Origin of the sequence: Agromyces chromiiresistens, from assembly GCF_029167465.1 — a bacterium.
Taxonomy (GTDB): Bacteria; Actinomycetota; Actinomycetes; order Actinomycetales; family Microbacteriaceae; genus Agromyces; species Agromyces chromiiresistens.
Genome location: NZ_JARFNL010000001.1, coordinates 734277 through 756520, shown reverse-complemented (window position 1 = coordinate 756520; position 22244 = coordinate 734277). Strand labels below are relative to the sequence as shown.

The 22244-nt window shown below is 71.3% G+C and carries 26 protein-coding genes; 2 read left to right on the top strand and 24 right to left on the bottom strand.

Annotated elements, in window-relative coordinates; genetic code table 11:
* Positions 1–334 precede the first annotated feature (334 nt).
* From PX701_RS03395 to groES, 3 genes are all read right to left on the bottom strand, one after another.
* Positions 335–1633, bottom strand: a complete 1299-nt coding sequence (locus tag PX701_RS03395; RefSeq protein WP_275505472.1) for an ABC transporter substrate-binding protein — start codon at positions 1631–1633, stop codon at positions 335–337.
* A gap of 245 nt (positions 1634–1878) precedes the next feature.
* Positions 1879–2817: an EamA family transporter RarD gene (rarD, locus tag PX701_RS03390; protein ID WP_275505471.1), complete on the bottom strand. Its 939-nt coding sequence runs from the start codon at positions 2815–2817 to the stop codon at positions 1879–1881.
* 118 nt (positions 2818–2935) lie between these two features.
* Positions 2936–3232, bottom strand: a complete 297-nt coding sequence (gene groES / locus PX701_RS03385; protein ID WP_022889766.1) for a co-chaperone GroES — start codon at positions 3230–3232, stop codon at positions 2936–2938.
* A 192-nt stretch (positions 3233–3424) separates the two neighbouring features.
* Here groES and PX701_RS03380 point away from each other — a divergent pair, with 192 nt between their 5' ends.
* Complete coding sequence (locus PX701_RS03380; RefSeq protein WP_275505470.1) at positions 3425–4624, top strand: class I SAM-dependent methyltransferase; 1200 nt, start codon at positions 3425–3427, stop codon at positions 4622–4624.
* 46 nt (positions 4625–4670) lie between these two features.
* On the opposite strand, the gene PX701_RS03375 is transcribed toward PX701_RS03380, so the two are convergent.
* The 10 genes from PX701_RS03375 to glmS all read right to left on the bottom strand — a co-directional run bounded on the left by PX701_RS03375 (position 4671) and on the right by glmS (position 12958).
* Positions 4671–5429, bottom strand: coding sequence for a DUF4190 domain-containing protein (locus tag PX701_RS03375; RefSeq protein WP_275505469.1), 759 nt, complete (start codon positions 5427–5429; stop codon positions 4671–4673).
* An 8-nt stretch (positions 5430–5437) separates the two neighbouring features.
* On the bottom strand, positions 5438–6151 hold the full coding sequence (locus tag PX701_RS03370; protein WP_275505468.1) for a DUF4190 domain-containing protein: 714 nt from the start codon (positions 6149–6151) through the stop codon (positions 5438–5440).
* Between the two features lie 34 nt (positions 6152–6185).
* A complete protein-coding gene (locus PX701_RS03365) occupies positions 6186–6602 on the bottom strand; it encodes a DUF4190 domain-containing protein (protein WP_275505467.1) in 417 nt (138 codons plus the stop codon).
* A 137-nt stretch (positions 6603–6739) separates the two neighbouring features.
* Positions 6740–7795: a tRNA (adenosine(37)-N6)-threonylcarbamoyltransferase complex transferase subunit TsaD gene (gene tsaD, locus PX701_RS03360; protein ID WP_275505466.1), complete on the bottom strand. Its 1056-nt coding sequence runs from the start codon at positions 7793–7795 to the stop codon at positions 6740–6742.
* Positions 7792–8379 (bottom strand): GNAT family N-acetyltransferase, encoded by a 588-nt coding sequence (locus PX701_RS03355; RefSeq protein ID WP_275505465.1) that lies wholly within the window; start codon positions 8377–8379, stop codon positions 7792–7794. Before PX701_RS03355 ends, tsaD begins: the two co-directional genes overlap by 4 nt.
* A gap of 8 nt (positions 8380–8387) precedes the next feature.
* The gene (gene tsaB, locus PX701_RS03350) at positions 8388–9023 is read right to left on the bottom strand and encodes a tRNA (adenosine(37)-N6)-threonylcarbamoyltransferase complex dimerization subunit type 1 TsaB (protein WP_231430122.1); all 636 of its coding nucleotides are present in this window, start codon (positions 9021–9023) and stop codon (positions 8388–8390) included.
* A 9-nt stretch (positions 9024–9032) separates the two neighbouring features.
* Positions 9033–9488 carry a tRNA (adenosine(37)-N6)-threonylcarbamoyltransferase complex ATPase subunit type 1 TsaE gene (tsaE, locus tag PX701_RS03345; RefSeq protein WP_275505586.1) on the bottom strand — a complete coding sequence of 152 codons (456 nt, stop codon included), beginning with the start codon at positions 9486–9488 and terminating at the stop codon, positions 9033–9035.
* Between the two features lie 32 nt (positions 9489–9520).
* Complete coding sequence (gene alr, locus PX701_RS03340) at positions 9521–10729, bottom strand: alanine racemase (protein WP_231430121.1); 1209 nt, start codon at positions 10727–10729, stop codon at positions 9521–9523.
* Positions 10726–11088: a holo-ACP synthase gene (locus PX701_RS03335; protein WP_275505464.1), complete on the bottom strand. Its 363-nt coding sequence runs from the start codon at positions 11086–11088 to the stop codon at positions 10726–10728. The genes alr and PX701_RS03335 overlap by 4 nt, the downstream gene beginning before the upstream one ends.
* A 19-nt stretch (positions 11089–11107) precedes the next feature.
* Positions 11108–12958, bottom strand: a complete 1851-nt coding sequence (glmS, locus tag PX701_RS03330) for a glutamine--fructose-6-phosphate transaminase (isomerizing) (RefSeq protein ID WP_231430119.1) — start codon at positions 12956–12958, stop codon at positions 11108–11110.
* Positions 12959–13045: 87 nt separating this feature from the next.
* Here glmS and coaA point away from each other — a divergent pair, with 87 nt between their 5' ends.
* Complete coding sequence (gene coaA, locus PX701_RS03325) at positions 13046–14002, top strand: type I pantothenate kinase (protein WP_231430118.1); 957 nt, start codon at positions 13046–13048, stop codon at positions 14000–14002.
* A 63-nt stretch (positions 14003–14065) separates the two neighbouring features.
* Here coaA and glmM read toward each other — a convergent pair whose 3' ends face one another.
* From glmM to infA, 11 genes are all read right to left on the bottom strand, one after another.
* Complete coding sequence (glmM, locus tag PX701_RS03320) at positions 14066–15427, bottom strand: phosphoglucosamine mutase (RefSeq protein ID WP_231430117.1); 1362 nt, start codon at positions 15425–15427, stop codon at positions 14066–14068.
* 21 nt (positions 15428–15448) lie between these two features.
* On the bottom strand, positions 15449–15934 hold the full coding sequence (rpsI, locus tag PX701_RS03315; protein WP_231430116.1) for a 30S ribosomal protein S9: 486 nt from the start codon (positions 15932–15934) through the stop codon (positions 15449–15451).
* A gap of 44 nt (positions 15935–15978) precedes the next feature.
* Positions 15979–16425, bottom strand: a complete 447-nt coding sequence (rplM, locus tag PX701_RS03310; RefSeq protein WP_231430115.1) for a 50S ribosomal protein L13 — start codon at positions 16423–16425, stop codon at positions 15979–15981.
* Positions 16426–16596: 171 nt separating this feature from the next.
* Positions 16597–17493 (bottom strand): tRNA pseudouridine(38-40) synthase TruA, encoded by an 897-nt coding sequence (truA, locus tag PX701_RS03305; protein ID WP_275505585.1) that lies wholly within the window; start codon positions 17491–17493, stop codon positions 16597–16599.
* A gap of 147 nt (positions 17494–17640) precedes the next feature.
* A complete protein-coding gene (locus PX701_RS03300; protein WP_275505463.1) occupies positions 17641–18939 on the bottom strand; it encodes an acyltransferase family protein in 1299 nt (432 codons plus the stop codon).
* A gap of 149 nt (positions 18940–19088) precedes the next feature.
* Positions 19089–19643, bottom strand: a complete 555-nt coding sequence (rplQ, locus tag PX701_RS03295; RefSeq protein WP_231430113.1) for a 50S ribosomal protein L17 — start codon at positions 19641–19643, stop codon at positions 19089–19091.
* A 46-nt stretch (positions 19644–19689) separates the two neighbouring features.
* Positions 19690–20676, bottom strand: a complete 987-nt coding sequence (locus tag PX701_RS03290; protein ID WP_204395444.1) for a DNA-directed RNA polymerase subunit alpha — start codon at positions 20674–20676, stop codon at positions 19690–19692.
* A 129-nt stretch (positions 20677–20805) separates the two neighbouring features.
* Positions 20806–21204 carry a 30S ribosomal protein S11 gene (gene rpsK / locus PX701_RS03285; RefSeq protein ID WP_022889749.1) on the bottom strand — a complete coding sequence of 133 codons (399 nt, stop codon included), beginning with the start codon at positions 21202–21204 and terminating at the stop codon, positions 20806–20808.
* Between the two features lie 32 nt (positions 21205–21236).
* Positions 21237–21617, bottom strand: a complete 381-nt coding sequence (gene rpsM / locus PX701_RS03280; RefSeq protein WP_231430112.1) for a 30S ribosomal protein S13 — start codon at positions 21615–21617, stop codon at positions 21237–21239.
* A 163-nt stretch (positions 21618–21780) separates the two neighbouring features.
* A complete protein-coding gene (gene rpmJ, locus PX701_RS03275; RefSeq protein ID WP_056734976.1) occupies positions 21781–21894 on the bottom strand; it encodes a 50S ribosomal protein L36 in 114 nt (37 codons plus the stop codon).
* Positions 21895–21962: 68 nt separating this feature from the next.
* Positions 21963–22184 carry a translation initiation factor IF-1 gene (infA, locus tag PX701_RS03270; protein ID WP_011186713.1) on the bottom strand — a complete coding sequence of 74 codons (222 nt, stop codon included), beginning with the start codon at positions 22182–22184 and terminating at the stop codon, positions 21963–21965.
* Positions 22185–22244 lie beyond the last annotated feature (60 nt).

Genomic DNA, 22244 nt, shown 5'->3' with positions numbered 1-22244 from the left:
TGTCCGCGGGGCCGGGTCGCCGCCTCCGCGCCCGCGACGTCCGCGAGGTGGAGTCGCGCGTTCGGCCGGCACCGGGGCGCTCCCCGCCGTTCGTGCGACTCGCATCGCGGAGTCGCGCAGACTGCCCGCGGCATCCCCGCGGTGCCACCGTTCACGCGATCCCACATCGTGGAGTCGCGCGAACTGCCCGCAACATCCCCGCCGTGCGACCGTCTGCGCGACCTCAGGTCGGCGGCAGGCTGCGCGAGACGATGCCGTGGCGCCGCTCACGGCCGGCGCACGAGAAACGGCCCCGGCGCGATGCACCGGGGCCGTTCCGAATGTCGCTGAACGCTTAGTTGACGCGCTCGGAGACGTTCTGGTCGTTGTACTCGTAGATGCCGATCGTGGCGCCCGTGGGGTCGCCGTTCTCGTCGAACGTGATCGGGCCCGACAGACCGTCGTAGTCGATCTGCTCGCCCTCGGCGAGGAGCTTGGCCGCCGACTCGAAGTCGGTGACCTTCTCGCCGCCGCCGGTGGTGCCGGAGATCTGCGTCAGGTAGTCGGCGATCGACTGGCCGCTCGTGTCGTTGGCCGCGTAGGCCGCGAGCGCGAACAGCACGATGTTGTCGTACGACTCCGCCGCGTAGGTGAAGTCGGTCAGGCTCGGGTCGATCTCCTTCAGGCGCTCGGTGAAGTCGCCGAGCGAAGCGAGGTCGAGACCGGGCGTGGTCGCCTTCGAGCCGGCGATGAGGCCGGGAGCGAAGTCCGCGCTGTAGTCGAGACGGTTGCCGTCGGTGAGGTAGATCTTGTCACCGGGGAAGCCGCCGCCGACGAGGTCGGGGATGATGACCTTCGCCTCGTTGAACGAGATGATCACGATCGCGTCGGGGTTCTGCGCCGTCACGTCGCCGATCTGGGTCGAGAAGTTCGTGTCGCCCGTGTTGAACGACGACTCCGCCACGACCTCGCCGCCGGCACCCTCGAACGCGTTCTTCGTCGCCTCGGCGAAGCCCGTGCCGTAGGCATCGTTCTGGTAGATGATGCCGAGCGTCGAGTTGCCGTCTTCGGCGGCCAGGTTGCCGAGCACCTCGCCCTGCAGCAGGTCGGAGGGAGCGGTGCGCCAGTAGAGCCCGTTGTCGTCGATGGTCGACAGGTCGAGACCCGTGTTCGACGGCGACATGAGCACGACGCCCGCGCTCGTGACCTGCTCGTAGATGTTGCGGGTCGTCGCCGACGCCGCAGCGCCCGAGATGGCCGAGACACCGCCCGAGAGCAGGTCGGTGACCGAACCCGTCGCGACGTCGACCGTGCTGTCGCCCTCGTCGCGGAGGGTCAGCTCGATGTTGATGCCGAGGTCGGCGGCGTTGATGTCGTTGACCGCGAGCTGGGCAGCCGCGATCTGGGGCGGGCCGAGCACCGCGAGCGTGCCGCTCTGCGGTGCGAGCTGGCCGACCTTCAGGGTCAGGTCGCGCTCGCCGGCCTCGATCGGCTGGGCATCGCCGGTGTCGGCGGGCTTCTCGCTCTCGGTCGACGACGGTGACCCGCCTGAGGTGCACGCGGTGAGCAGGAGGGTGCTGACGCCGACGATGGCGAGACCCGTCCAGGCTGCGCGCGCAGAACGCTTGGCCGAAGCCTTCGCGAAGACGCTCATGTTGCTCCTTGGGACTGAAGGAATTCGTTACACAATCAAGCGTCAGTCCTGACGCCGTTGATTGACAGTATTGCGGGCCCACCGCGGAAACAAGTCACCGCGGTCACAACCCGGTAACACCGGCCGGATCGTTACCGGGTCGACACCTGCGCGGCCTCCGACGCACGGAATCCGCGTCATGCGGCGTCATCCGCTGCGGATTCCGCCGTTCGGGACTCCGGCCGCCGAAGGTCCGCCGAAGTCCGTCAGACGGGCTCGGCGACGATCCGTCGCGCCGCACGGCCGCGACGCACGAGGTCGACGGTGAGCACGGCGAGCGCGACCCAGACGAGGGCGAACCCGATCCACCGCTCGGGCGGCATCGGCTCGCCGAGCACCGCGACGCCGACGATGAACTGGATGAACGGCGCGAAGTACTGGATGAACCCCATGTAGATGAGCGGCAGCCGCCGCGATGCCGCGGCGAACAGCAGCAGCGGCACCGCCGTGACGACGCCGGCGAGCGAGAGCAGCACCGCGTGCCAGGCCCCCTCGGTGCCCATCGTGAGACCTTCGGTCGCGGCGATCCACCACAGCTGCGCGGCAGCGACGGGCGCGAGCCAGAGCGTCTCGAGCGTGAGGCCCGACACGGCGTCGACCCTGGGGCCGACGCGCTTCTTGATGAGCCCGTAGAACCCGAACGAGAACGCGAGCAGCAGCGCGATCCAGGGGAACTGCCCGTGCCCGACCGCGAGCACGACGACCGCGACGATCGAGATGCCGACGGCCACCCACTGCGTCGGGTTGAGGCGCTCGCGCAGCACGAGCACCCCGAGGAAGATCGTCACGATCGGGTTGATGAAGTACCCGAGGGATGCCTCGACGACCTGCTCGTTCACCGCCGCGTAGACGTACGTCTCCCAGTTGACGAAGATCAGGGCGCCCGCCGCGGCCATCGTGAAGAGCACCCGGCGGTTGCGCAGGAGCGCGACGAACTTCGACCATCCGCGGGTGACGGTGATCAGCAGGGCGCAGAAGACGAGCGAGAGCAGGATGCGCCACGCGACGATCTCGACCGACCCGGTGGGCGCGAGCGCGATGAAGTAGATGGGGAGCACGCCCCAGAGCAGGTACGCGGAGATCGCGTAGCCGAGACCCGCTCGGCTGATCGCGCCGTGATCGGCGTGGGCTGAGCGGGAATTCACCGATCCAGCCTACGCCCGGCGGGCGACACCGCCGTTTCGGGGCACCCGTCGGGCCCCAGGAACGCCGAACGGCCCGGATACCGAGGCATCCGGGCCGATCGTGAAGGTTTCGGGTCGCTCAGCGAACGACGACCGCGAGCACGTCGCGGGCCGAGAGCACGAGGAAGTCCTCGCCACCGAACTTGACCTCGGTGCCGCCGTACTTCGAGTAGATGACCTTGTCGCCGACCGCGACGTCGAGCGGAACGCGGTTGCCGTTGTCGTCGATGCGACCGGGACCGACGGCGACGACCTCGCCCTCCTGCGGCTTCTCCTTCGCAGTGTCGGGGATGACGAGACCCGACGCGGTGGTCTGCTCGGCCTCGACCTGCTTGATGACGATGCGATCCTCGAGCGGCTTGATGGAAACCGACACGGTTACCCCTTTTCTAGACGAATGCCGTCTTTTGACGAAAGACTGGTTAGCAGCCTCGGAGCGAGAGTGCTAAGCCGAGTCTAGGCGCGTTCTGGCACTCGTGCAACGTGAGTGCCAGCGCCGTTCACGCGCGGCGAACACGAGCGACCGACGCGGCCGTGCGGGCCGCTCGTCCGGTGCTAGCGTTGCCGGGTGGAACGCTCCGACCTCGTCGAACTCCTCTCCCCCGAAGGCCTGCGCCTGCTCGACGAGCTGCCCGAGTGGGACTCGAAGGCCGACATCGTGAAGACCGTGGCCGAGCTGCGCCGGAGGGGCTACGCCGCCGGCCTCGTCGCGGCCGTGCTCAGCCAGTCGAAGCTGCGCGCGAAGGCTGCCGCGAAGTTCGGGCCGTTCGCCGCGCGCATGCTGTTCACCGAGCCCGGTCTCGAGCAGGCCACCCGGCTCCAGGTCGCCGCCCTCCACGCTGGTCGCTTCTCGCGCGCGGGCGTCCGCCACGTCGCCGACCTCGGCTGCGGCATCGGCGGCGACGCTTTGGCCATGGCCGCGATCGACCTCGAGGTCACCGCGGCCGAGGCCGACGAGGTCACCGCGGCGATCGCCGCCTACAACCTCACCCCGTTCCCCCAGGCGCGCGTCCTCCACGCTCGTGCCGAGGACGTCGCGCTGGGCGGCATCGACGGCGCCTGGCTCGATCCGGCGCGGCGCACCACGGCGGGCGGCACCACGACCCGCATCGCGGATGCCTCGGCGTACTCGCCGAGCCTGGACTTCGCCTTCGGGCTCGCCGAGCGGATGCCCGTCGGCGTGAAGCTGGGCCCGGGCACCGATCGCGACGTGATCCCCGCCGGTGCCGAGGCGCAGTGGGTCTCGGTCGACGGCGACGTCGTCGAGCTCGCCGTCTGGCTCGGCGTGCTCGCCCGACCGGGCGTCGGGCGATCTGCGCTCGTCATCCGCGGCGATGCCGCACACGAACTCGCCGCAGCGGCCGACAGCGAGGACGCCCCCGACGGCCCGCTCGGCGACTATCTCTACGAACCCGACGGTGCGGTCATCCGCGCACGGCTCATCGGCGATCTCGCGCGCGAGCACGGCGCCTGGATGCTGAGCCCGGGCATCGCGTACCTCACGGCCGACACGGCGTTCGACTCTCCGTTCGCCAGGGGCTTCCGCGTGATCGAACGGCTGCCGGCCGACGAGCGGGGCCTGCGCCAGTCGCTGCAGTCGCGCGGCGTCGGCACCGTCGAGATCAAGAAGCGCGGTGTCGACGTCGATCCGGCGACGCTGCGCACGCGGTTGAAGCTGCGCGGAACGGAACGGGCGACGATCGTGCTCACCCGCGAGCAGGGCCGGCACGTCGCGCTGCTCGTCGAACGGCTCGAACCCGCCGTCTGAGGCGCGCCCCGCGCAGGAGGACGGGTCTCGACACCCGTCGCGACGCTCAGACCGGCAGGGCGCCGAAGACGATCGCGTAGTAGCCGATCCAGACCGCGGAGAAGACGAGCCCGGCGAGCCCGGTGCCGATGCCCACGAAGGCGAGCGCGCGCCCGTGCTCCTCACGGCGCAGGCCCAGCACGCCGAAGACGATCGCGGCGATCGAGAGCGGCAGCATCCAGCCCACGAAGAGCGACGCCGCCGCGCCGATCACACCCGTGACGGCGGCCACCCAGCTGTAGGCCCGGCGCTGCTGCTCCTCTTCGATCTCGATGGACTCGGCGGTGTCGTAGCCGGCCCGATGCACGATGAGCAGCTGGCCGGTCGAGATGCGGCGCAGCTGGCCGGTGTCGACGGGAACCTCGAACTCGCGGGCGTCCGCCTCCCGGATCACGGGGTCGGCCCGGAAGGTCGGTTCCGCGGGGCGGTACGGAGCGAGCGGGTCGACCGGGTCGGCCCGGTCGACGGCGAGCGCCGGCTCGGCCCGCTCGTTCGAGGGCGCCGCCTCAGTCTGCGCGAGCGATGCGGCCGCGACAATCGGCTCGGCCCCGGCGGCCGGGACGACCGGCCGGGCGTCGGTTTCCGCGACGACCGGCTCGGCGCCGGCGGCCGGAACGACCGGTTCGACGCCGGCCGCCGCCGGCTCCGCCGGCTCCGCCGGCTGCGCCGGCTGCGCATCGGCGGCCGGCTCCGCCCGCGGCACGGGCGGAGCCGGAAAGCGGTCGGGGGCCTCGCCGTTCGGCGAAGCCCCCTCGCGTTCGGTCATCTCGTCGCTCAGTAGTCGTAGTCGTAGTCGTATGACGGGACCGTCGAGAAGAACACACCCCAGAGCACGAACGACAGCAGCGCGATCGCGATGCCGACGAAGCCGAGGATGATGCCGGTGAGCCACATGCCCTTGGCCTGCGGCTCCTTGCTCTTGCCGAGGAAACCGAGCACCACGGCGGCGCCCGGGATGAACAGCTGGAGCACGCCGCCGATGAAGGGCAGGAACACGACGGCGAAGCCGACGAGTCCCACGATGCCGGCGATCAGCGAGATGAGGCTGAGCACAGGCGTCTTCTTGGCGGGCGCGGCGCCGTACGCGGGCGCCGCATACGCGGGCGCACCGCCTGCGGGTCCGCCGTAGCCGGGCTGCGGTGCCGGGGCACCGTACGCGTTCGGCGGGGGCGGAGGCGGAGGCGTCGTCGCGCCGTAGGCGGGCGGCGCCGTCGTCTCGCCTGCACCGTACACGGGCGGTGCCGGGGGTGCCGGCGGCTCGGGAGCCGCCGGCGGTTCGGGCGCCGCGGGGGGCTCGGGTGCGCTCGGCACCTCGGGCCCCGACGCGGCGGCGTCGACCGGCACGACCGGCTCGGGCTCGCCGGGGATACCTGGCTCCGCCGGGGCGGGCAGGTCGGGCTCGGGAACGTTCGGCACCTCGGGCTCCACCGGCGCACCGGGGACCTCGGGGGTCTCGGGCACCTCGTCAGGATTCTTCGGGTCGGTCATTTCTTCCCCCATTCGGTGAGCCGAGTCAGGCGGCTCAGTAGCTGTCGATGGTCGAGCTGACGGTCGCGAGGTAGGCGAACGCGATGATCGAGACGATGATCGCGACGATGAAGAGCGCGACGCCGACGAAACCGAGGATGATGCCGGTCAGCCACATGCCCTTCGACTGCGGCTCCTTCTTCTTGGCGATGAAGCCGAGGACGATCGCGGCGACCGAGAGCAGGATGCCGAAGTAGAACCAGGCGCCGATCACGCCGATGATGCCGGCGACGAGCGAGAGGATGCTGAGCACCTTCGACGGCGCAGCGGGCGCGGCGTACGCGGGCGCCGCCGGTGCGGCGGGCGCGCCGTAGGCCGGCGCGGCCGGTGCTGCGGGAGCTGCCGGAGCGGGCGGAACAGGCTGGGCGGCGGGCTGGCCTGCGGGCTGCTCGGGAAGGTTCGGGTCGGTCACTGTGGTTTCCCCTCGATGCTGTGTGTGATGCGCTCATGCCGGTTCGGCAGGCGCTCCGGGCGCGACGGATGTCGACGACCCGGGTCGTTTCGCCCCCACACTATCGCGCAAGCCCCCTCGCGCACAGGATTCTTGCGTCAGTCGACCTGGATCTCGGTCACGGGCAGCGTCGAGTCGGCTCCGAAGCCGAGTCCCGACGGCGAATGGCCGGCCATCACGAGCTGCGCGCCGAGCGCCGCGATCATCGCGCCGTTGTCGGTGCAGAGCGACAGCGGCGGGATGCGCAGCGCGATGCCCGAGGCATCCGCCCGCTCGCTCGCGACCTCGCGGAGCCTCGCGTTCGCGATGACGCCGCCGCCGAGCAGCAGCCGCGGCACGCCGAGCTCGGTGCAGGCGTCGATCGCCTTCGAGACGAGCACGTCGACGACCGCTTCGCGGAAGCTCGCCGCGACGTCGGCCATCGGCACGGCCTCGCCGGCGGCCTCGCGTTGCTCGACCCAGCGGGCGACCGCGGTCTTCAGACCGGAGAAGCTGAAGTCCCAGCGATGCGCGACGAGGTCCTTCGGTCGCGTCAGCCCGCGCGGGAAGCGAATCGCGTCGGGGTCGCCGCCCATGGCCGCCCGGTCGATCTCGGGGCCGCCCGGGTAGGGCAGTCCGAGCACGCGGGCGACCTTGTCGAACGCCTCCCCCGCGGCGTCGTCGATGGTCTCGCCGAGCAGCTCCACATCGGAGACGAGGTCGCGTACGAGGAGCAGCGACGTGTGCCCGCCGGAGACGAGGAGCGCCACCGTCGGCGTCTCGAGCGGATCTGCGGAATCGAGCAGGTCGGCGCCGACGTGCCCCACGAGGTGGTTGACGGCGTAGATCGGCAGGCCCTTCGAGATGGCGAGGGCCTTCGCCGCGCCGACCCCAACCATGAGCGCGCCGGCGAGGCCGGGACCGCTCGTCACGGCCACGGCGTCGAGGTCGTCGAGGTCGACGGATGCCTCGGCGAGCGCCGCCCTGATGGTGGGGCCGAGCGCCTCGAGGTGGGCGCGTGCGGCGACCTCCGGCACGACGCCGCCGTAGCGGGCGTGCTCCTCCATCGATGAGGCGATGACGTTCGCGAGCAGGGCGTCGCCCCGAACGATGCCGACCCCGGTCTCGTCGCACGACGTCTCGATGCCGAGGACGAGCGGTTCGCGGGTGTTCATCGGGCGCCTCCGGCAGGTCTGGCGGGTCGAGCACCTTCGGGGGCGTCGCTCGCGGGGCGCGTCACCGCCGGCGGCACGTCGAGCCGCATGAGCACGGCGTCGACGCCGTTGCGGTAGTACCGCGGGCGGACGCCGATCTGCACGAAGCCGAGCGAGTCGTAGAGGGCGCGCGCGACGGGGTTGTCGGCACGGACCTCGAGGAAGAGCTGTGCGATGCCGCGTCGGCGCGATTCCGTGATGAGCGCGTGCATGAGCCCGCGGCCGAGGCCCACGCCCCGCGCGGCCGGGTCGACCGCGATCGTCTGGATGTCGCCCTGATCGCCGCCCCGCGGTGCGAGCAGGCCGGCGTAGCCGAGCAGCGGCGGCCACGAGGCATCCACGTCGTCGTCGGAGTGGTCGCCGCCGGAGCGCTCGCCGTCGCCTGCGGCACGGTTCGCGACCTCGTCGTCGACCGCGACGAGGTAGTACCCGTGCGGGCTCTCGATCTCGCGCAGCATGGCCTCCTCGGGCCAGGCGTCGTCGGTGAACGTCGCCCGTTCGAGCTGCATGATCGCCTCGAGGTCGGTGGTCCGTGCCCGTCGCATGAAGACGCTCACCTCAGCACCCGCTTTCCGGCGGAGGGGGTCACGTCGGGGGCGCGCAGGTAGAGCGGGGCGTCGCCGGTGAGCGGCAGCCGTCGTGCCGCGAACGCGAGTTCGGCGAGCGCGCCGACGGCGGCGGCCGACACGACCGCCGCCTCGAACCGGAGGCCCCGCGGCTCGGGCAGCGCGTCGCGGGGCACGAGCCCCGGCCCGCTGCGGCGCACGGGCAGCCCGTCGGCGTCGAGGCCGTCGTATTCGGAGATCGCGTATTCGCGCCGCCTCGCGTCGGTGACGACCTGGAGCGGGCCCTCGTCGCCGGCGGTGTAGCGGCTCCAGGCGATCGCGTCGTGGCTCGGCACGGGCACGAACGGCCGGTCGATGCCGAGCGCGAAGGCGTGCGCCGCGGCGATGCCGACGCGCAGGCCCGTGAACGGTCCCGGCCCCATGCCGCCGGCGACGCCCGAGAGCCGTGCGGGTTCGACCCCCGCCTCGGCGAGCGCGTCGCGGATGAAGCCCCCGATCACCTCGGCGTGGCGCATGGTGTCGTCGGTGCCGACCTCCGCCAGCGTTCGCAGCTCGTGGGTCGCACGGTCTCGATCGACCACCGCGACACTCGTGCCGGTCGACGTGTCGATCGCAAGCAGCATGCCTCAAGCCTAATTCGGGAGACGGGCGAGGAGGGGCCCGGTGAGGGTGACGGTGCGCGGCTCGTCGCCGTCGAGGTCGGATGCCTCGGGCTCGGCGTCGCCCGGCGGCTTCGCGCCGGTCGGGCGCTCGATGACGACCTCGAGCCACGCGCCGCCGGCTTCCTCGACGAGTCCGGCGCCCCACTCGACGACCACGACCGATCGGTCGAAGTCGAGGTCGAGGTCCTCGACGAGCTCGGCGCTGCCGAGGCGGTAGGCGTCGACGTGCACGAGCGGCGGGCCGTCGACGAGGCTCGGGTGAGTGCGGGCGAGCACGAAGGTCGGGCTCTGCACCGGGCCGCGTACGCCGAGGCCCTCGCCGATGCCGCGCGTGAGGGTGGTCTTGCCCGCGCCGAGCGGCCCCGTGAGCACGACGAGGTCGCCGGCGCGCAGCGCGGCGCCGAGGCGACGGCCGAGCTCCTCCATGGCGTCCGCGTCGGCGATCTCGATCGTGCGGCTCACAGGTCTTCGGCCTCGGGCCAGGGCACCGTGCGCGGGCCGCCCGTGTAGCGGCGCGGCACGCGCGGGCCGATGCGGGTGACGATCTCGTAGCCGATGGTGCCGGCTGCGGCGCCCCACTCGTCCGCGGTCGGCGCGCCGGTCGCCGGGTCGCCGAAGACGACGACCTCGTCGCCCACCGCGACGGGTGCGTCGCCGGCGTCGACGATGAACTGGTCCATCGCGATGCGGCCGACCACGGGGCGGCGACGGCCGCCGATGAGCACCTCGGCGCCCTGCCCCGACGCCTGCCGGGGAATGCCGTCGGCGTAGCCGAGCGGCACGAGCGCGAGGGTGGTCTCGGCGTCGGCGTGCCAGATGTGGGCGTAGGAGGCCCCCGTGCCGGCGGCGACGCGGCGCACGGCCGCGACCTTCGCACGGAGGGTCATCGCCGGGGTGAGCCCGAGGTCGGCCGACGTCGTGCCGTCGCCGAAGGGGGTGAGCCCGTAGAGGCCGATGCCGATCCGCACGGCGTCGTACCGGGACGCCGGGTCGCGCAGCGCCTGCTCGCTCGACGCGATATGGCGCAGCCGGCCGGTGAGTCCCGCGGCCTCGGCCACGGCGAGCGCGCGCCCGAAGGCCGCGAGCTGGTCGGCGTCCACCTCGCGCGACGTGTTCGCGAAGTGGCTGAAGACGCCGGCCACACCGAGGCGCCCGGCCTGTTCGAGTTCGGCCGCACGGGCGACGACGACGGGCCACTCCGCCTCGGGCACCCCGTTGCGGCTGAGGCCGGTGTCGATCTTGAGGTGCACGTGCGCCGCAGCCTCGGGGGCGGCGGCGGCCACCCGCTCGAGCTGGGCGAGACTCGAGACGCCGATCTCGATGTCGGCCCGGATCGCCGAGGCGAAGTCGGCGTCGGGGTCGTGCAGCCATGCGACGATCGGCGCGTCGATGCCGGCGTCGCGGAGTTCGAAGGCCTCCTCGAGGTCGGCGACGCCCAGCCGCGTCGCTCCGCCCGCGAGCGCGGCGCGGGCCGCCTCGACGGCGCCGTGCCCGTACGCGTCGGCCTTCACGACGGCCACGATCTCGGCGGGTGCGACGCGTTCGGCGATCACGCGGACGTTGGCCGTGATCGCGTCGAGGTCGACCCGGGCCTCGCGGAACGGGTGCGACGCGCGAGACGCGTGCGCCCCGCCGGCGGCACGGGCCGAGGCATCCTGCTCGCTCATCGGCCGCTCACCGCCTCGAGCACGACGAACGCGCTCGCGATGCCGCCATCGTGGCTCATCGACAGGTGCACGCGGTCGATGCCGAGTGCGGCGACGTGCGCGGCGAGCGCGCCCGAGAGCTCGAAGTCGGGGTTGCCCTCGACGTCCTGGACGATGCGCATGTCGTGCCAGCGGATGACCGCGTGACCGCCGAGTGCCTTGATGAGCGCCTCCTTCGCGGCGAAGCGGGCCGCGAGCGATCGCGGCGGCCGACTGCGTTCGCTCTCGGCGAACAGGCGCTCGACGAGCGCGGGGGTCCGGGCGATCGAGCGCTCGAAGCGCTCGATGTCGACCACGTCGATGCCGATGCCGGCGATCACTCGGCCCCCGCGCCCTGCGTCACTCGACCGTCACCGACTTGGCGAGGTTGCGCGGCTGGTCGACGTCGAGGCCCTTCGCCTGCGAGAGCTCCATGGCGAAGATCTGCAGCGGGACGACGGCGAGGAGCGGCTCGAAGAGCGGCGCGGCCAGCGGGATGCGCAGCACCTCGTCGGCGAACGGCAGCACCGCGGCGTCGCCGGCCTCGGCGATCGCGATGACGCGGGCGCCGCGGGCGCGGATCTCCTGGATGTTCGAGACGACCTTCGGGTGCAGGTTCGCGGAGCCGCGCGGGCTCGGCACGACCACGAAGACGGGCTGGCCGGGCTCGATGAGCGCGATCGGGCCGTGCTTGAGCTCGCCCGCGGCGAAGCCCTCTGCGTGGATGTACGCGAGCTCCTTGAGCTTCAGCGCGCCCTCGAGGGCGATCGGGTAGCCGACGTGGCGCCCGAGGAAGAGCACCGAACGGGTGTCGGCCATCCAGTGCGCGAGCTGCGTGACCTTCTCGGCCTCGCCGAGCACCTGCTCGAGCTTCTCGGGCACCGCCGAGAGCTCGGCGAGCTGCTCCGCGATGGCCTCGGCGTCGAGCGTTCCGCGCACGCGGGCGAGGTGGAGGCCGAACAGGTAGAGCGCCGCGATCTGGGCGACGAAGGCCTTCGTCGACGCGACCGCGACCTCGGGTCCGGCGTGCGTGTAGACGACCGCGTCGGACTCGCGCGGGATCGTCGCGCCCTGCGTGTTGCAGATCGAGATCGTGCGGGCGCCCTGCTCACGGGCGTACTTGACCGCCATGAGCGTGTCCATGGTCTCGCCCGACTGGCTGATCGAGACCACGAGCGTGTCGGCGTCGAGCACCGGCTCGCGATAGCGGAACTCGTGGCTCAACTCGATCTCGACGGGAATGCGCGCCCACTGCTCGATCGCGTACTTCGCGACCATGCCGGCGTACGACGCGGTGCCGCACGCGATGACGGTGATGCGACGGATGCCGCGGAGCTCGTCGTCGTCGAACGACTCGAGCTCGGGGATCACGACGGCACCGTCGACGATGCGGCCGCGGAGGGTGTTGGCGACCGCCTCGGGCTGCTCCGACACCTCCTTGCGCATGAACGACGACCAGCCGCCCTTCTCGGCCGCCGAGGCGTCCCAGGCGACCTCGAAGGCCTCGACCTCGACCGGCTCCCCGTCGAAGTCGGTCACGACGACCTCGTCGGCGGTGATCGCGACGATCTGGTCCTGGCCGATCGCGACGGCGCGCTTCGTGAACTCGACGAACGCGGCGACGTCGGAGCCGAGGAAGTTCTCGCCCTCGCCGAGACCGATCACGAGCGGCGAGTTGCGGCGGGCGCCCACGACGACGCCGGGCTCGGCGCGGTGCACGGCGAGCAGCGTGAACGCGCCCTCGAGACGCGAGACCGTGTTGCGGAACGCCGTGCGCAGGTCGCCGGCCGCGCGGTACTCGCGGCCGAGGAGCACGGCCGCGACCTCGGTGTCGGTCTCGGACTCGAACGCGTAGCCCTCGGCGAGCAGTTCGTCCTTGAGGTCGGCGAAGTTCTCGATGATGCCGTTGTGGATGAGCGCGAGCCGCCCTTCATCGCCGAGGTGCGGGTGCGCGTTGCGGTCGGTCGGTCCGCCGTGCGTCGCCCAGCGCGTGTGCCCGATGCCCGTGCCGCCGTGGTGCAGCGGGTTGCGCTCGAGCTCGTCGGCGAGGACCTTGAGCTTGCCGGCCCGCTTCGCGGTCTCGATGGCACCGTCGTCGTCGACGACCGCCACCCCCGCCGAGTCGTAGCCACGGTATTCGAGGCGGCGCAGGCCACCCATGAGGACGTCGAGGCTGTTGCGCTCTCCGACGTATCCGACGATTCCACACATGGGGGCGATTCTACTGGCGCGCGGCTGCATGAATTCCCGGAGGGGTGGGCGGGGAGTCCTCGCTCGGGCGCGCATTACACTGGCACGGTGCCGGATCCGCAGAGTTCGTCGTCGCATGCTGCGCAGATCTCGCCGTTCATCGAGCTCGATCGGTCCGACTGGGCGGCGCTCGCACCGTCGATGCCGTCGCCTCTGCACGAGACCGAGCTCGTGAAGCTCAGGGGCCTCGGCGAGCCGCTCGACCCGACCGAGGTGGCCGAGGTCTACCTGCCGCTCAGCCGGCTGCTGAACCTCTACGTCGGCGGCACGAAGTCGCTGCACAAGGTCACGAGCGAGTTCCTGCGCGAACGCGCCGAGCCGACGCCGTTCGTGATCGGCGTCGCCGGATCGGTCGCCGTCGGGAAGTCGACGATCGCGCGCCTCCTGCGCGAGCTCCTCGCGCGCTGGGAGCACACGCCCCGCGTCGAGCTCGTCACGACCGACGGGTTCCTCTTCCCCAACGCCGAACTCGAACGACGCGGGCTCATGGCCCGGAAGGGCTTCCCCGAGTCGTACGACCGGCGCGCGCTGCTGCGCTTCGTGAGCGAGGTGAAGGCCGGCGCCGCCGAGGTGCGGGCGCCCTTCTACTCCCACCTGGCCTACGACATCGTGCCCGACGCGCAGGTCACCGTGCGCCGCCCCGACGTGCTCATCGTCGAGGGGCTGAACGTGCTGCAGCCGCCCGGCCCCGGGCACCGGCTCGCGGTCAGCGACCTGTTCGACTTCACGATCTACGTCGATGCGCGCACGAGCGACATCGCGCGCTGGTACGAGGAGCGCTTCCTGAAGCTCCAGCGCGGGGCGTTCGCGAACCCGCGCTCGTACTTCCACCGCTTCGCGTCGCTGACCGAGGAGGAGGCGCGCCACCGAGCGCGCGAGATCTGGCATTCGATCAACGAGCCGAACCTGCTGCAGAACATCAGGCCGACGCGCTCGCGCGCCTCGCTCGTGCTGCGCAAGAGCGCCGACCACACCGTGTCGAGCGTGCTCCTGCGCAAGCTCTGAGGGCGCAGACGCGAATCGCCCGCTCCCGTGCGGGAAGCGGGCGATTCTGCGGTGCGTACGGCGCTACAGCGCGAGCTCCGACTTCACGACCTCGGCCAGGGCGGCCGCGTGCCGCTCGGCGATCGACTGCTCGGACGCCTCGACCATGACCCGCACCATCGGCTCGGTGCCCGACGGGCGCAGCAGCACGCGACCCGAGTCGCCGAGCTCGGCCTCTGCGGCCTCGACCGCCGCGGCGACGCCGTCGTTCGCACCGAGCGCGTGGTGGTCGACCCCGCGCACGTTCACGAGCACCTGCGGGTAGACCGTCATCACCGACGCGAGCTCGGCGAGCGACTTGCCCGTGCGCGCCATCTCGGCCACCAGGTGGAGGCCGGTCAGCACGCCGTCGCCGGTCGTCGCGTACTCGCTCATGATGACGTGGCCCGACTGCTCGCCGCCGAGGGAGAGCCCGTGCGCCGCGAGCGCCTCGAGCACGTACCGGTCACCGACCTTCGTCTCGACGATGCGGATGCCGTGCTCGGCCATCGCACGCTTGAGCCCGAGGTTCGACATGACCGTGACGACGAGCGTGTCGTCGGTGAGCTTGCCGCGCTCCTTCATCGAGAGCGCGAGGATCGCCATGATGCGGTCGCCGTCGACGATCTCACCTGCGGCGTCGACGGCCAGGCAGCGGTCGGCGTCGCCGTCGTGCGCGATGCCGACGTCGGCGCCGTGCGCGAGCACGGCGGCCTGCAGCTTGTCGAGATGGGTCGAACCTACGCCGTCGTTGATGTTGATGCCGTCGGGGTCGGCGCCGATGACGATGACTTCGGCGCCGGCGTCCTTGAACGTCTCGGGAGAGACGCCCGCCGCTGCGCCGTGGGCGCAGTCGAGCACGACCTTGATGCCGTCCAGCCGGTTCGGCAGCGTGCCGAGCAGGTGCACGACGTAGCGGTCCTCTGCGTCGGCGAAGCGGCGGATGCGACCGACGCCGTCACCGACCGGCGCGAGCTTCTGCTTGCCGAGGTACGACTCGATGCGGTCCTCGACCTCGTCGGGCAGCTTCGTGCCGCCGTAGGAGAAGAACTTGATGCCGTTGTCGGGCGCCGGGTTGTGCGACGCCGAGATCATGACGCCGAAGTCGGCCTTGATCGAGTCGATGAGGAAGGCCGTCGCCGGCGTCGGGATGACCCCGGCGTCGAGCACGTCGACGCCGGAGCTCGCGAGGCCGGCCGCGACCGCTGCGGTGAGGAACTCACCGGAGACGCGGGGATCGCGCGCGACGACGGCGACGGGACGCCTGCCCGCCGCACGGTTCTCGTCGGCGTGGCGCCCCTGCGTGAGGACGGCGGCAGCCGCCTGGGAGAGGCCCAGGGCCAGGTCAGCCGTGAGTTCACGGTTGGCCAGGCCCCGGACCCCGTCGGTTCCGAAAAGCCGAGGCATGCGGAAAGGCTCGCCGAAGACTTAGCGCTTCGAGAACTGGGGAGCCTTGCGGGCCTTCTTGAGACCGGCCTTCTTGCGCTCGATGACGCGGGCGTCACGCGTGAGGAAGCCGGCCTTCTTGAGGGTCGGACGGTTGTTCTCGCGGTCGATCTCGTTGAGCGCACGCGCGATCGCGAGGCGCAGCGCGCCGGCCTGGCCCGAGGGGCCGCCGCCGGTGATGCGGGCGATCACGTCGTACGAGCCCGCGAGCTCGAGCACGGTGAACGGGTCGGTGATGAGCTGCTGGTGGAGCTTGTTCGGGAAGTAGTCCGCGAACTCGCGGCCGTTCACCGTGATGGTGCCGGCGCCCGGGACGACGCGCACGCGGGCGATGGCCTGCTTGCGGCGGCCGACGGCCGCGCCCGAGACGTTGAGGACGGGGCGGGGGGCCGCCGGAGCAGCCGCCGGGGCGCTCTCGGTCGTGTAGCTCTCAGGAGCCTGGTCGATCTGGTCTGCGATCTTCGCCATGGTGGTTGTGAATCCTTAGTTCGAGAAGGTCGAGTGCGCCGGGCTTACTGGGCGACCTGGGTGAGGGTGTACGGCTTCGGCTGCTGAGCCGCGTGCGGGTGCTCCGGGCCGGCGTAGACCTTCAGCTTCTTGAGCTGCTGGCGGCCGAGCGAGTTCTTCGGGAGCATGCCGCGGATCGCCTTCTCGACGGCGCGGACGGGGTTCTTCTCGAGGAGCTCGGCGTAGCCGACGGCCTTGAGGCCGCCCGGGTAGCCCGAGTGGCGGTACGCCTTCTTCTGCTCGAGCTTCTGGCCCGTGAGGGCCACCTTCTCGGCGTTGACGATGATGACGAAGTCACCGGTGTCGACGTGGTTGGCGAAGATCGGCTTGTGCTTGCCGCGCAGCAGGGCTGCGGAGTGGCTCGCGAGACGACCGAGCACGATGTCGGTCGCGTCGATGACGACCCAGTCGCGCTGGATCTCGTTCGACTTCGGGGTGTAGGTGCGCGTCACGGAAGTGCTGCTTTCTGATCGAGTGAGGGGTTCGTGAATCCCACTCCGTGGGGTGTTCGGGCGCGATGCGCGCGAACGCCTCGGTGGAGGGCTCAACATCGGGTACCGCCGCAGAGTGCGGCACCAAAGGGAGAGCTTACCAGCTTCGGCCCGCGTTGCAGAATCCGCGCCTCATTCGACGAGGTCCGGGATGCCGCTCACGTGCAGTTCCCGGCGCGCCCGCGTCTGCGCGGCCCGGGCCTCGAGTTCGTGGTCGCCGGGGTAGCCGACCTCGGTGAGCACCAACCCCTTCGCCGGCATCACCTTGAAGGCGCTCGTGCGCTCGGCCGCGGCGAGCAGCCGCTCGGGGTCGTCGTCGGTGAGCTTGCCCTCCCCCACCGCGACGCACGCGCCGACGAGCGCCCGCACCATCGAATGGCAGAACGCGTCGGCCTGCAGCGTGGCGACGAGCACGCCGCCTTCCCCACGACTCCAGCCGTAGGCCTGCAGCGTGCGGATCGTCGTCGCCTCCTCGCGCGGCTTGCAGAACGCGGCGAAGTCGTGGAGACCGAGCAGTCGCGTCGCCGCCCGGTCCATCGCGTCGACGTCGAGCGTGCGCGGATACCAGACGGTGCGGTTGCGCGTCAGCGGGTCGCGCAGCGTCGCGCCGTCGGCGATGCGGTACTCGTAGCGTCGCCAGACGGCCGAGAAGCGCGCGTCGAACCCGGCAGGCGCGGTCGCGGCATGCGTGATGACGACGTCGGCGTCGGCGGAGCCGAGGATGCCGGTCAGCCGGCGGAGCAGCACCGCCGCCGGGTCGTCGGCGACGCCGCTCGACGCCTCCCCTCGCCGGGGCCGCGTGACGGCGGAGAGCGCCCCCGCGGGCACGTCGAGGTGCGCGACCTGGCCGAGCGCATGCACGCCCGCGTCGGTGCGCCCCGCGACCGTCAGCCGGGGCAGCACCCGCTCGCGGCGGAAGAGCGTCGCGAGCGCGGCCTCGAGCGTGCCCTGCACCGTGCGCAGCCGGGGTTGCGCCGCCCAGCCCTTGAAGTCGGTGCCGTCGTACGCGATGCCGAGCCGGATGCGCACCGTCTCGTCCGCGCTGCCGGTCACGGCGATCGAGGATGCCTCGGCCGAGCCGCCGGCCGGCGTCCGGCCGGCCTCGGACGGCACTCCGTTCGCCGGGGCGGGCGCCGTGCCCGCGGCATCCGCCTCGCTCGTGACCATACCGCCAGCCTAGGCGCGCGCCGCGGCGGCGACCGCGTCGACCTCGTCGGCGCGGGGGCGCGGCGCGCGCGGCCCGGGCCCTCCGACGATGAGGGCGATCACCGCGAGCGTCACCAGCGACCAGCCCAGCAGGCCGTGCACCAGCGGCACGTAGCCCATCGTCAGGAACACGCCCACGCCGGCGACCGCGCAGAGCGCCCAGGTCACCACCATCACGAGGGGCGTCCGTCGTTCGACCGGCGCCGGCCAGTGCGCCTCGAGCTTCGGCACGACGAGGCAGCATCCGGCGATCACGATGGCGATCGCGAGGATCCACAACGGCCGCGTCGCCCACCACGTCGGCGACAGCACGGGCGGGAAGGGCAGGCCGATCGTGAGCTGGGCGGCCGTGACGACGGCCATCGCGAAGGTGTGCCAGAGATAGATGACCATGCCGTACACGCCGAACACGAAGACGAGCCCGAGCACGGCCCGGTGTCCGACGAACCGCCTGACCGCCGGCTGGAGCAGGGCGAACAGGCAGACCTGGCCGAGCGCGAGGGCGAGGATCGCGACGCTCGGCGGGTTGAGGTTGTCGAGCATGTCGTGCGAGTAGCCGAACCCGGCGACGAGTACGCCGATGAACCCGTAGGCACCGATCGCGAGGCCCGCGAGCAGCCACGGCGACCGACGGGCGAACCAGCCGTCGCGCAGCCCGAAGCCGAGCTGCTGCGCGAACAGCCAGACGAAGACCCAGTTGAGTGCGCCGAGCGGCAGGCCCGCGCCGCGGGTCGACGCATCGACGACCGCCGCGGCACCGGCGAGGCCGAGGTACGTCGGCCATGGCGCGTGCCGGTGCAGCCACGACATCACCGGCACCAGCGCGGTGCAGATGAGGTAGACGGGGATGAACCAGAGCGGCTCGGCGAGCCGCAGGGCGAAGCCCTGCACGAACCCGGGGTCGGCGCCGGATGCGAGCATGAGCGCGAGCACGAGGCCGACGGCCGCGGTCACCGAGACGACGGGCTGCGCGAGGCGCACCGCCCGCACCCTGATGTAGTGCGCGACGGTCTCGCCGTGCCCTCGCAGGCGACGCCACTGCGTGATCGACGCGAACCCGCCGCAGATGAAGAACACCGGCATGATCATGAGCGGCCAGGTCGCCCAGGCGAGCGGCTCGAAGCCGTCGAGCGCGTTGAACGCGCGAAGCGGGTCACCGCCGATGCCCATCTGCATGGCGTGCAGGACGACGACGACGGGGAGGCACATCGCACGGGCGAAGTCGATCGAGAGGTCGCGGTCCTCGGGGATCCGCACCGGTGCGCGCACGCCGTTCCTTCCGTCTCGACGGCGGCCGCGCGTTCGGCGGCCCGGCCCTCGGCGAGCCGGTCGATCCGCTCGCGACGACGATTGTGGCACAGATGCGAACGGGCCCCTGTGCGCAATGCACAGGGGCCCGTCGTCGGTGCTGGGCGAGGCTACTTGGCCTCGGCCGCCTCGGTCTCCTCGGCGGGAGCCTCGGCCGACTCCTCCGACGCCTCGGCGCCGGCGGCCTCGTCGACCGCGGCCTCGGCCTCGGTCACGACCTCGTCGGCAGCGGTCTCGTCAGCGGCGGGCGCCTCGTCGACGACCGGCGCGGCGGCGGCCGGCTTGGCGGCGCGCTGCTTCTTCACGACCGGCTCGAGCACGAGCTCGATGACCGCCATGGGCGCGTTGTCGCCCTTGCGGTTGCCGATCTTCGTGATGCGGGTGTAGCCGCCCTCACGGTCGGCGACCTGCGGCGCGATGACCGCGAACAGCTCGTGCACGACGGCCTTGTCGCCGATCACGGCGAGCACGCGACGGCGGGCGTGCAGGTCGCCGCGCTTCGCGAAGGTGACGAGGCGCTCGGCGAGCGGGCGGAGCCGCTTGGCCTTGGTCTCGGTGGTGGTGATGCTCTTGTGCGTGAAGAGCGCAGCCGCGAGGTTCGCGAGCATCAGTCGCTCGTGCGCGGGTCCGCCTCCGAGGCGGGGGCCCTTGGTGGGCTTCGGCATGGTTCGTTATCTCCAGGTAGTGAGGGGGTCGGGCAGGCGCTGCGGCCTAGTTCTCGTCGTCGAAGCCCGTGTAGAAGTGGGCGCCGTCGAAGCCGGGAACCGAGTCCTTCAGCGACAGGCCCATCTCGGTGAGCTTGTCCTTGACCTCGTCGACCGACTTCTGACCGAAGTTGCGGATGTTCATGAGCTGCGACTCGCTGAGGGCGACGAGCTCCGACACCGTGTTGATGCCCTCGCGCTTCAGGCAGTTGTAGCTGCGCACCGACAGGTCGAGGTCCTCGATCGGGATCGAGAGCTCGCTCGAGAGCACGGCGTCGACCGGCGCGGGGCCGATCTCGATGCCCTCGGCCGCGGTGTTCAGCTCGCGCGCGAGGCCGAACAGCTCGGTGAGGGTGCGACCGGCCGAGGCGATGGCGTCGCGCGGCGAGATCGCCGGCTTCGTCTCGACGTCGACCACGAGGCGGTCGAAGTCGGTGCGCTCGCCGGCACGGGTGGCCTCGACGCGGTAGGTGACCTTGAGCACCGGCGAGTAGATCGAGTCGACCGGGATCTGGCCGGCCTCCGAGTACTCGTTGCGGTTCTGCGAAGCCGAGACGTAGCCGCGGCCGCGCTCGATCGTGAGCTCGAGCTCGAACTTCGCCGAGTCGTTGAGCGTCGCGATGACGAGCTCGGGGTTGTGCACCTCGACGCCGGCCGGAGCCGAGATGTCGGCGGCGGTGACCTCACCGGCACCCTGCTTGCGCAGGTACGCGGTGATGGGCTCGTCGTGCTCGCTGGAGACGACCAGGTTCTTGATGTTGAGGATGATCTCGGTGACGTCCTCCTTCACCCCGGGCACCGTCGAGAACTCGTGCAGCACGCCGTCGATGCGGATGCTCGTCACGGCCGCGCCGGGGATCGAGGAGAGGAGGGTACGGCGAAGCGAGTTGCCGAGGGTGTAACCGAAGCCCGGCTCGAGGGGCTCGATCACGAAACGCGAACGGAACTCCGAGATGTTCTCTTCGGTGAGCGTCGGGCGCTGTGCGATCAGCACTGTTGATTCCTTTCGGCAGGGTGTCCGCTATATGACACCTGCGAGGTCGAGGATCTTGAGTTGTGAGAGAACGGATGCCGCGTGGTCGGCCGGAACGCGCGTTCCGGCCGACCTCGCGGCGTGGAGGAGTTAGACGCGGCGGCGCTTCGGCGGGCGGCAGCCGTTGTGCGCCTGCGGCGTCACGTCGTTGATGCTGCCGACCTCGAGGCCCGCGGCCTGGAGCGAGCGGATCGCGGTCTCACGGCCCGAGCCGGGGCCCTTGACGAACACGTCGACCTTCTTCATGCCGTGCTCCTGCGCCTGGCGCGCGGCCGACTCGGCGGCGAGCTGCGCGGCGAACGGGGTCGACTTGCGCGAGCCCTTGAAGCCGACGCCGCCGGAGGAGGCCCAGCTGATCACGGCACCGTTGGTGTCGGTGATCGAGACGATCGTGTTGTTGAACGTCGACTTGATGTGGGCCTGGCCCACGGCGATGTTCTTCTTTTCCTTCTTGCGCGGCTTGCGAGTAGCCGCCTTGGGTGCTGCCATGTGTGAAATCTCCTAGATCTGGCGACGAGCGGTTACTTGCGGCCGGGCTTCTTCTTGCCGGCGACGGTGCGCTTCGGGCCCTTGCGGGTGCGAGCGTTGGTCTTGGTGCGCTGACCGCGGACCGGGAGGCCCCGGCGGTGGCGCAGACCCTCGTACGAGCCGATCTCGACCTTGCGGCGGATGTCGGCGGCCACCTCGCGGCGGAGGTCGCCCTCGACCTTGAAGTTGCCCTCGATGTAGTCGCGGAGGGCGACGAGCTGGTCGTCGGTGAGGTCCTTCACGCGGATGTTGCCGTCGATGCCGGTCTCCGCGAGGGTCGTCAGCGCGCGAGTGCGGCCGACGCCGTAGATGTACGTCAGTGCGATCTCCACGCGCTTCTCGCGCGGGATGTCGACTCCTGCCAGACGTGCCATGTTGTGGCTTCTCCTGTTTTCGAAGTGGAGGTGTGGAGCACTGCCGGTGCCCGGGCCTCCGTCCCGAGGTGTCCCCCGCACGGAGCGGGTTCTGGCAGTGCCGATTCGGTGTTCAGTTGTGTGCTCCGGGGCGCGCACGCGGGCACGCCCCGGCGTCTCGCGACTAGCCCTGGCGCTGCTTGTGGCGAGGGTTCTCGCAGATGACCATCACGCGGCCGTGGCGGCGGATGACCTTGCACTTGTCGCAGATGCGCTTGACGCTGGGGTTGACCTTCACAGTGGTTCCTCTTGGATCGCTGTCCTCGTACCCGCGGGGTGCCGCGGGCCGTTACTTTCCGGCAGCCCTTACTTGTAGCGGTAGACGATGCGGCCGCGCGTCAGGTCGTACGGGCTCAGCTCCACGATCACGCGGTCCTCGGGGAGGATGCGGATGTAGTGCTGGCGCATCTTTCCTGAGATGTGCGCGAGGACCTTGTGCCCGTTGGTCAGTTCCACCCGGAACATCGCGTTCGGGAGTGCCTCGATGACCGAGCCTTCGATCTCGATGACGCCGTCTTTCTTGGCCATAGCCTCACTATCGCTTGGAGTTGGGGATGCTGGTCGTGCGATGATGCTGCACACGAGGCC

Excerpts from the sequence above, each read along its gene's own strand:
- PX701_RS03395 (WP_275505472.1), bottom strand. The coding sequence starts at position 1,633 with ATGAGCGTCTTCGCGAAGGCTTCGGCCAAGCGTTCTGCGCGCGCAGCC.
- PX701_RS03375 (WP_275505469.1), bottom strand. The coding sequence starts at position 5,429 with ATGACCGAACGCGAGGGGGCTTCGCCGAACGGCGAGGCCCCCGACCGC.
- PX701_RS03370 (WP_275505468.1), bottom strand. The coding sequence starts at position 6,151 with ATGACCGACCCGAAGAATCCTGACGAGGTGCCCGAGACCCCCGAGGTC.
- tsaD (WP_275505466.1), bottom strand. The coding sequence starts at position 7,795 with ATGAACACCCGCGAACCGCTCGTCCTCGGCATCGAGACGTCGTGCGAC.
- PX701_RS03355 (WP_275505465.1), bottom strand. The coding sequence starts at position 8,379 with ATGCGACGGGCACGGACCACCGACCTCGAGGCGATCATGCAGCTCGAA.
- tsaB (WP_231430122.1), bottom strand. The coding sequence starts at position 9,023 with ATGCTGCTTGCGATCGACACGTCGACCGGCACGAGTGTCGCGGTGGTC.
- tsaE (WP_275505586.1), bottom strand. The coding sequence starts at position 9,488 with ATGGAGGAGCTCGGCCGTCGCCTCGGCGCCGCGCTGCGCGCCGGCGAC.
- alr (WP_231430121.1), bottom strand. The coding sequence starts at position 10,729 with ATGAGCGAGCAGGATGCCTCGGCCCGTGCCGCCGGCGGGGCGCACGCG.
- glmS (WP_231430119.1), bottom strand. The coding sequence starts at position 12,958 with ATGTGTGGAATCGTCGGATACGTCGGAGAGCGCAACAGCCTCGACGTC.
- glmM (WP_231430117.1), bottom strand. The coding sequence starts at position 15,427 with ATGCCTCGGCTTTTCGGAACCGACGGGGTCCGGGGCCTGGCCAACCGT.
- rpsI (WP_231430116.1), bottom strand. The coding sequence starts at position 15,934 with ATGGCGAAGATCGCAGACCAGATCGACCAGGCTCCTGAGAGCTACACG.
- rplQ (WP_231430113.1), bottom strand. The coding sequence starts at position 19,643 with ATGCCGAAGCCCACCAAGGGCCCCCGCCTCGGAGGCGGACCCGCGCAC.
- rpsK (WP_022889749.1), bottom strand. The coding sequence starts at position 21,204 with ATGGCAGCACCCAAGGCGGCTACTCGCAAGCCGCGCAAGAAGGAAAAG.
- rpsM (WP_231430112.1), bottom strand. The coding sequence starts at position 21,617 with ATGGCACGTCTGGCAGGAGTCGACATCCCGCGCGAGAAGCGCGTGGAG.
- infA (WP_011186713.1), bottom strand. The coding sequence starts at position 22,184 with ATGGCCAAGAAAGACGGCGTCATCGAGATCGAAGGCTCGGTCATCGAG.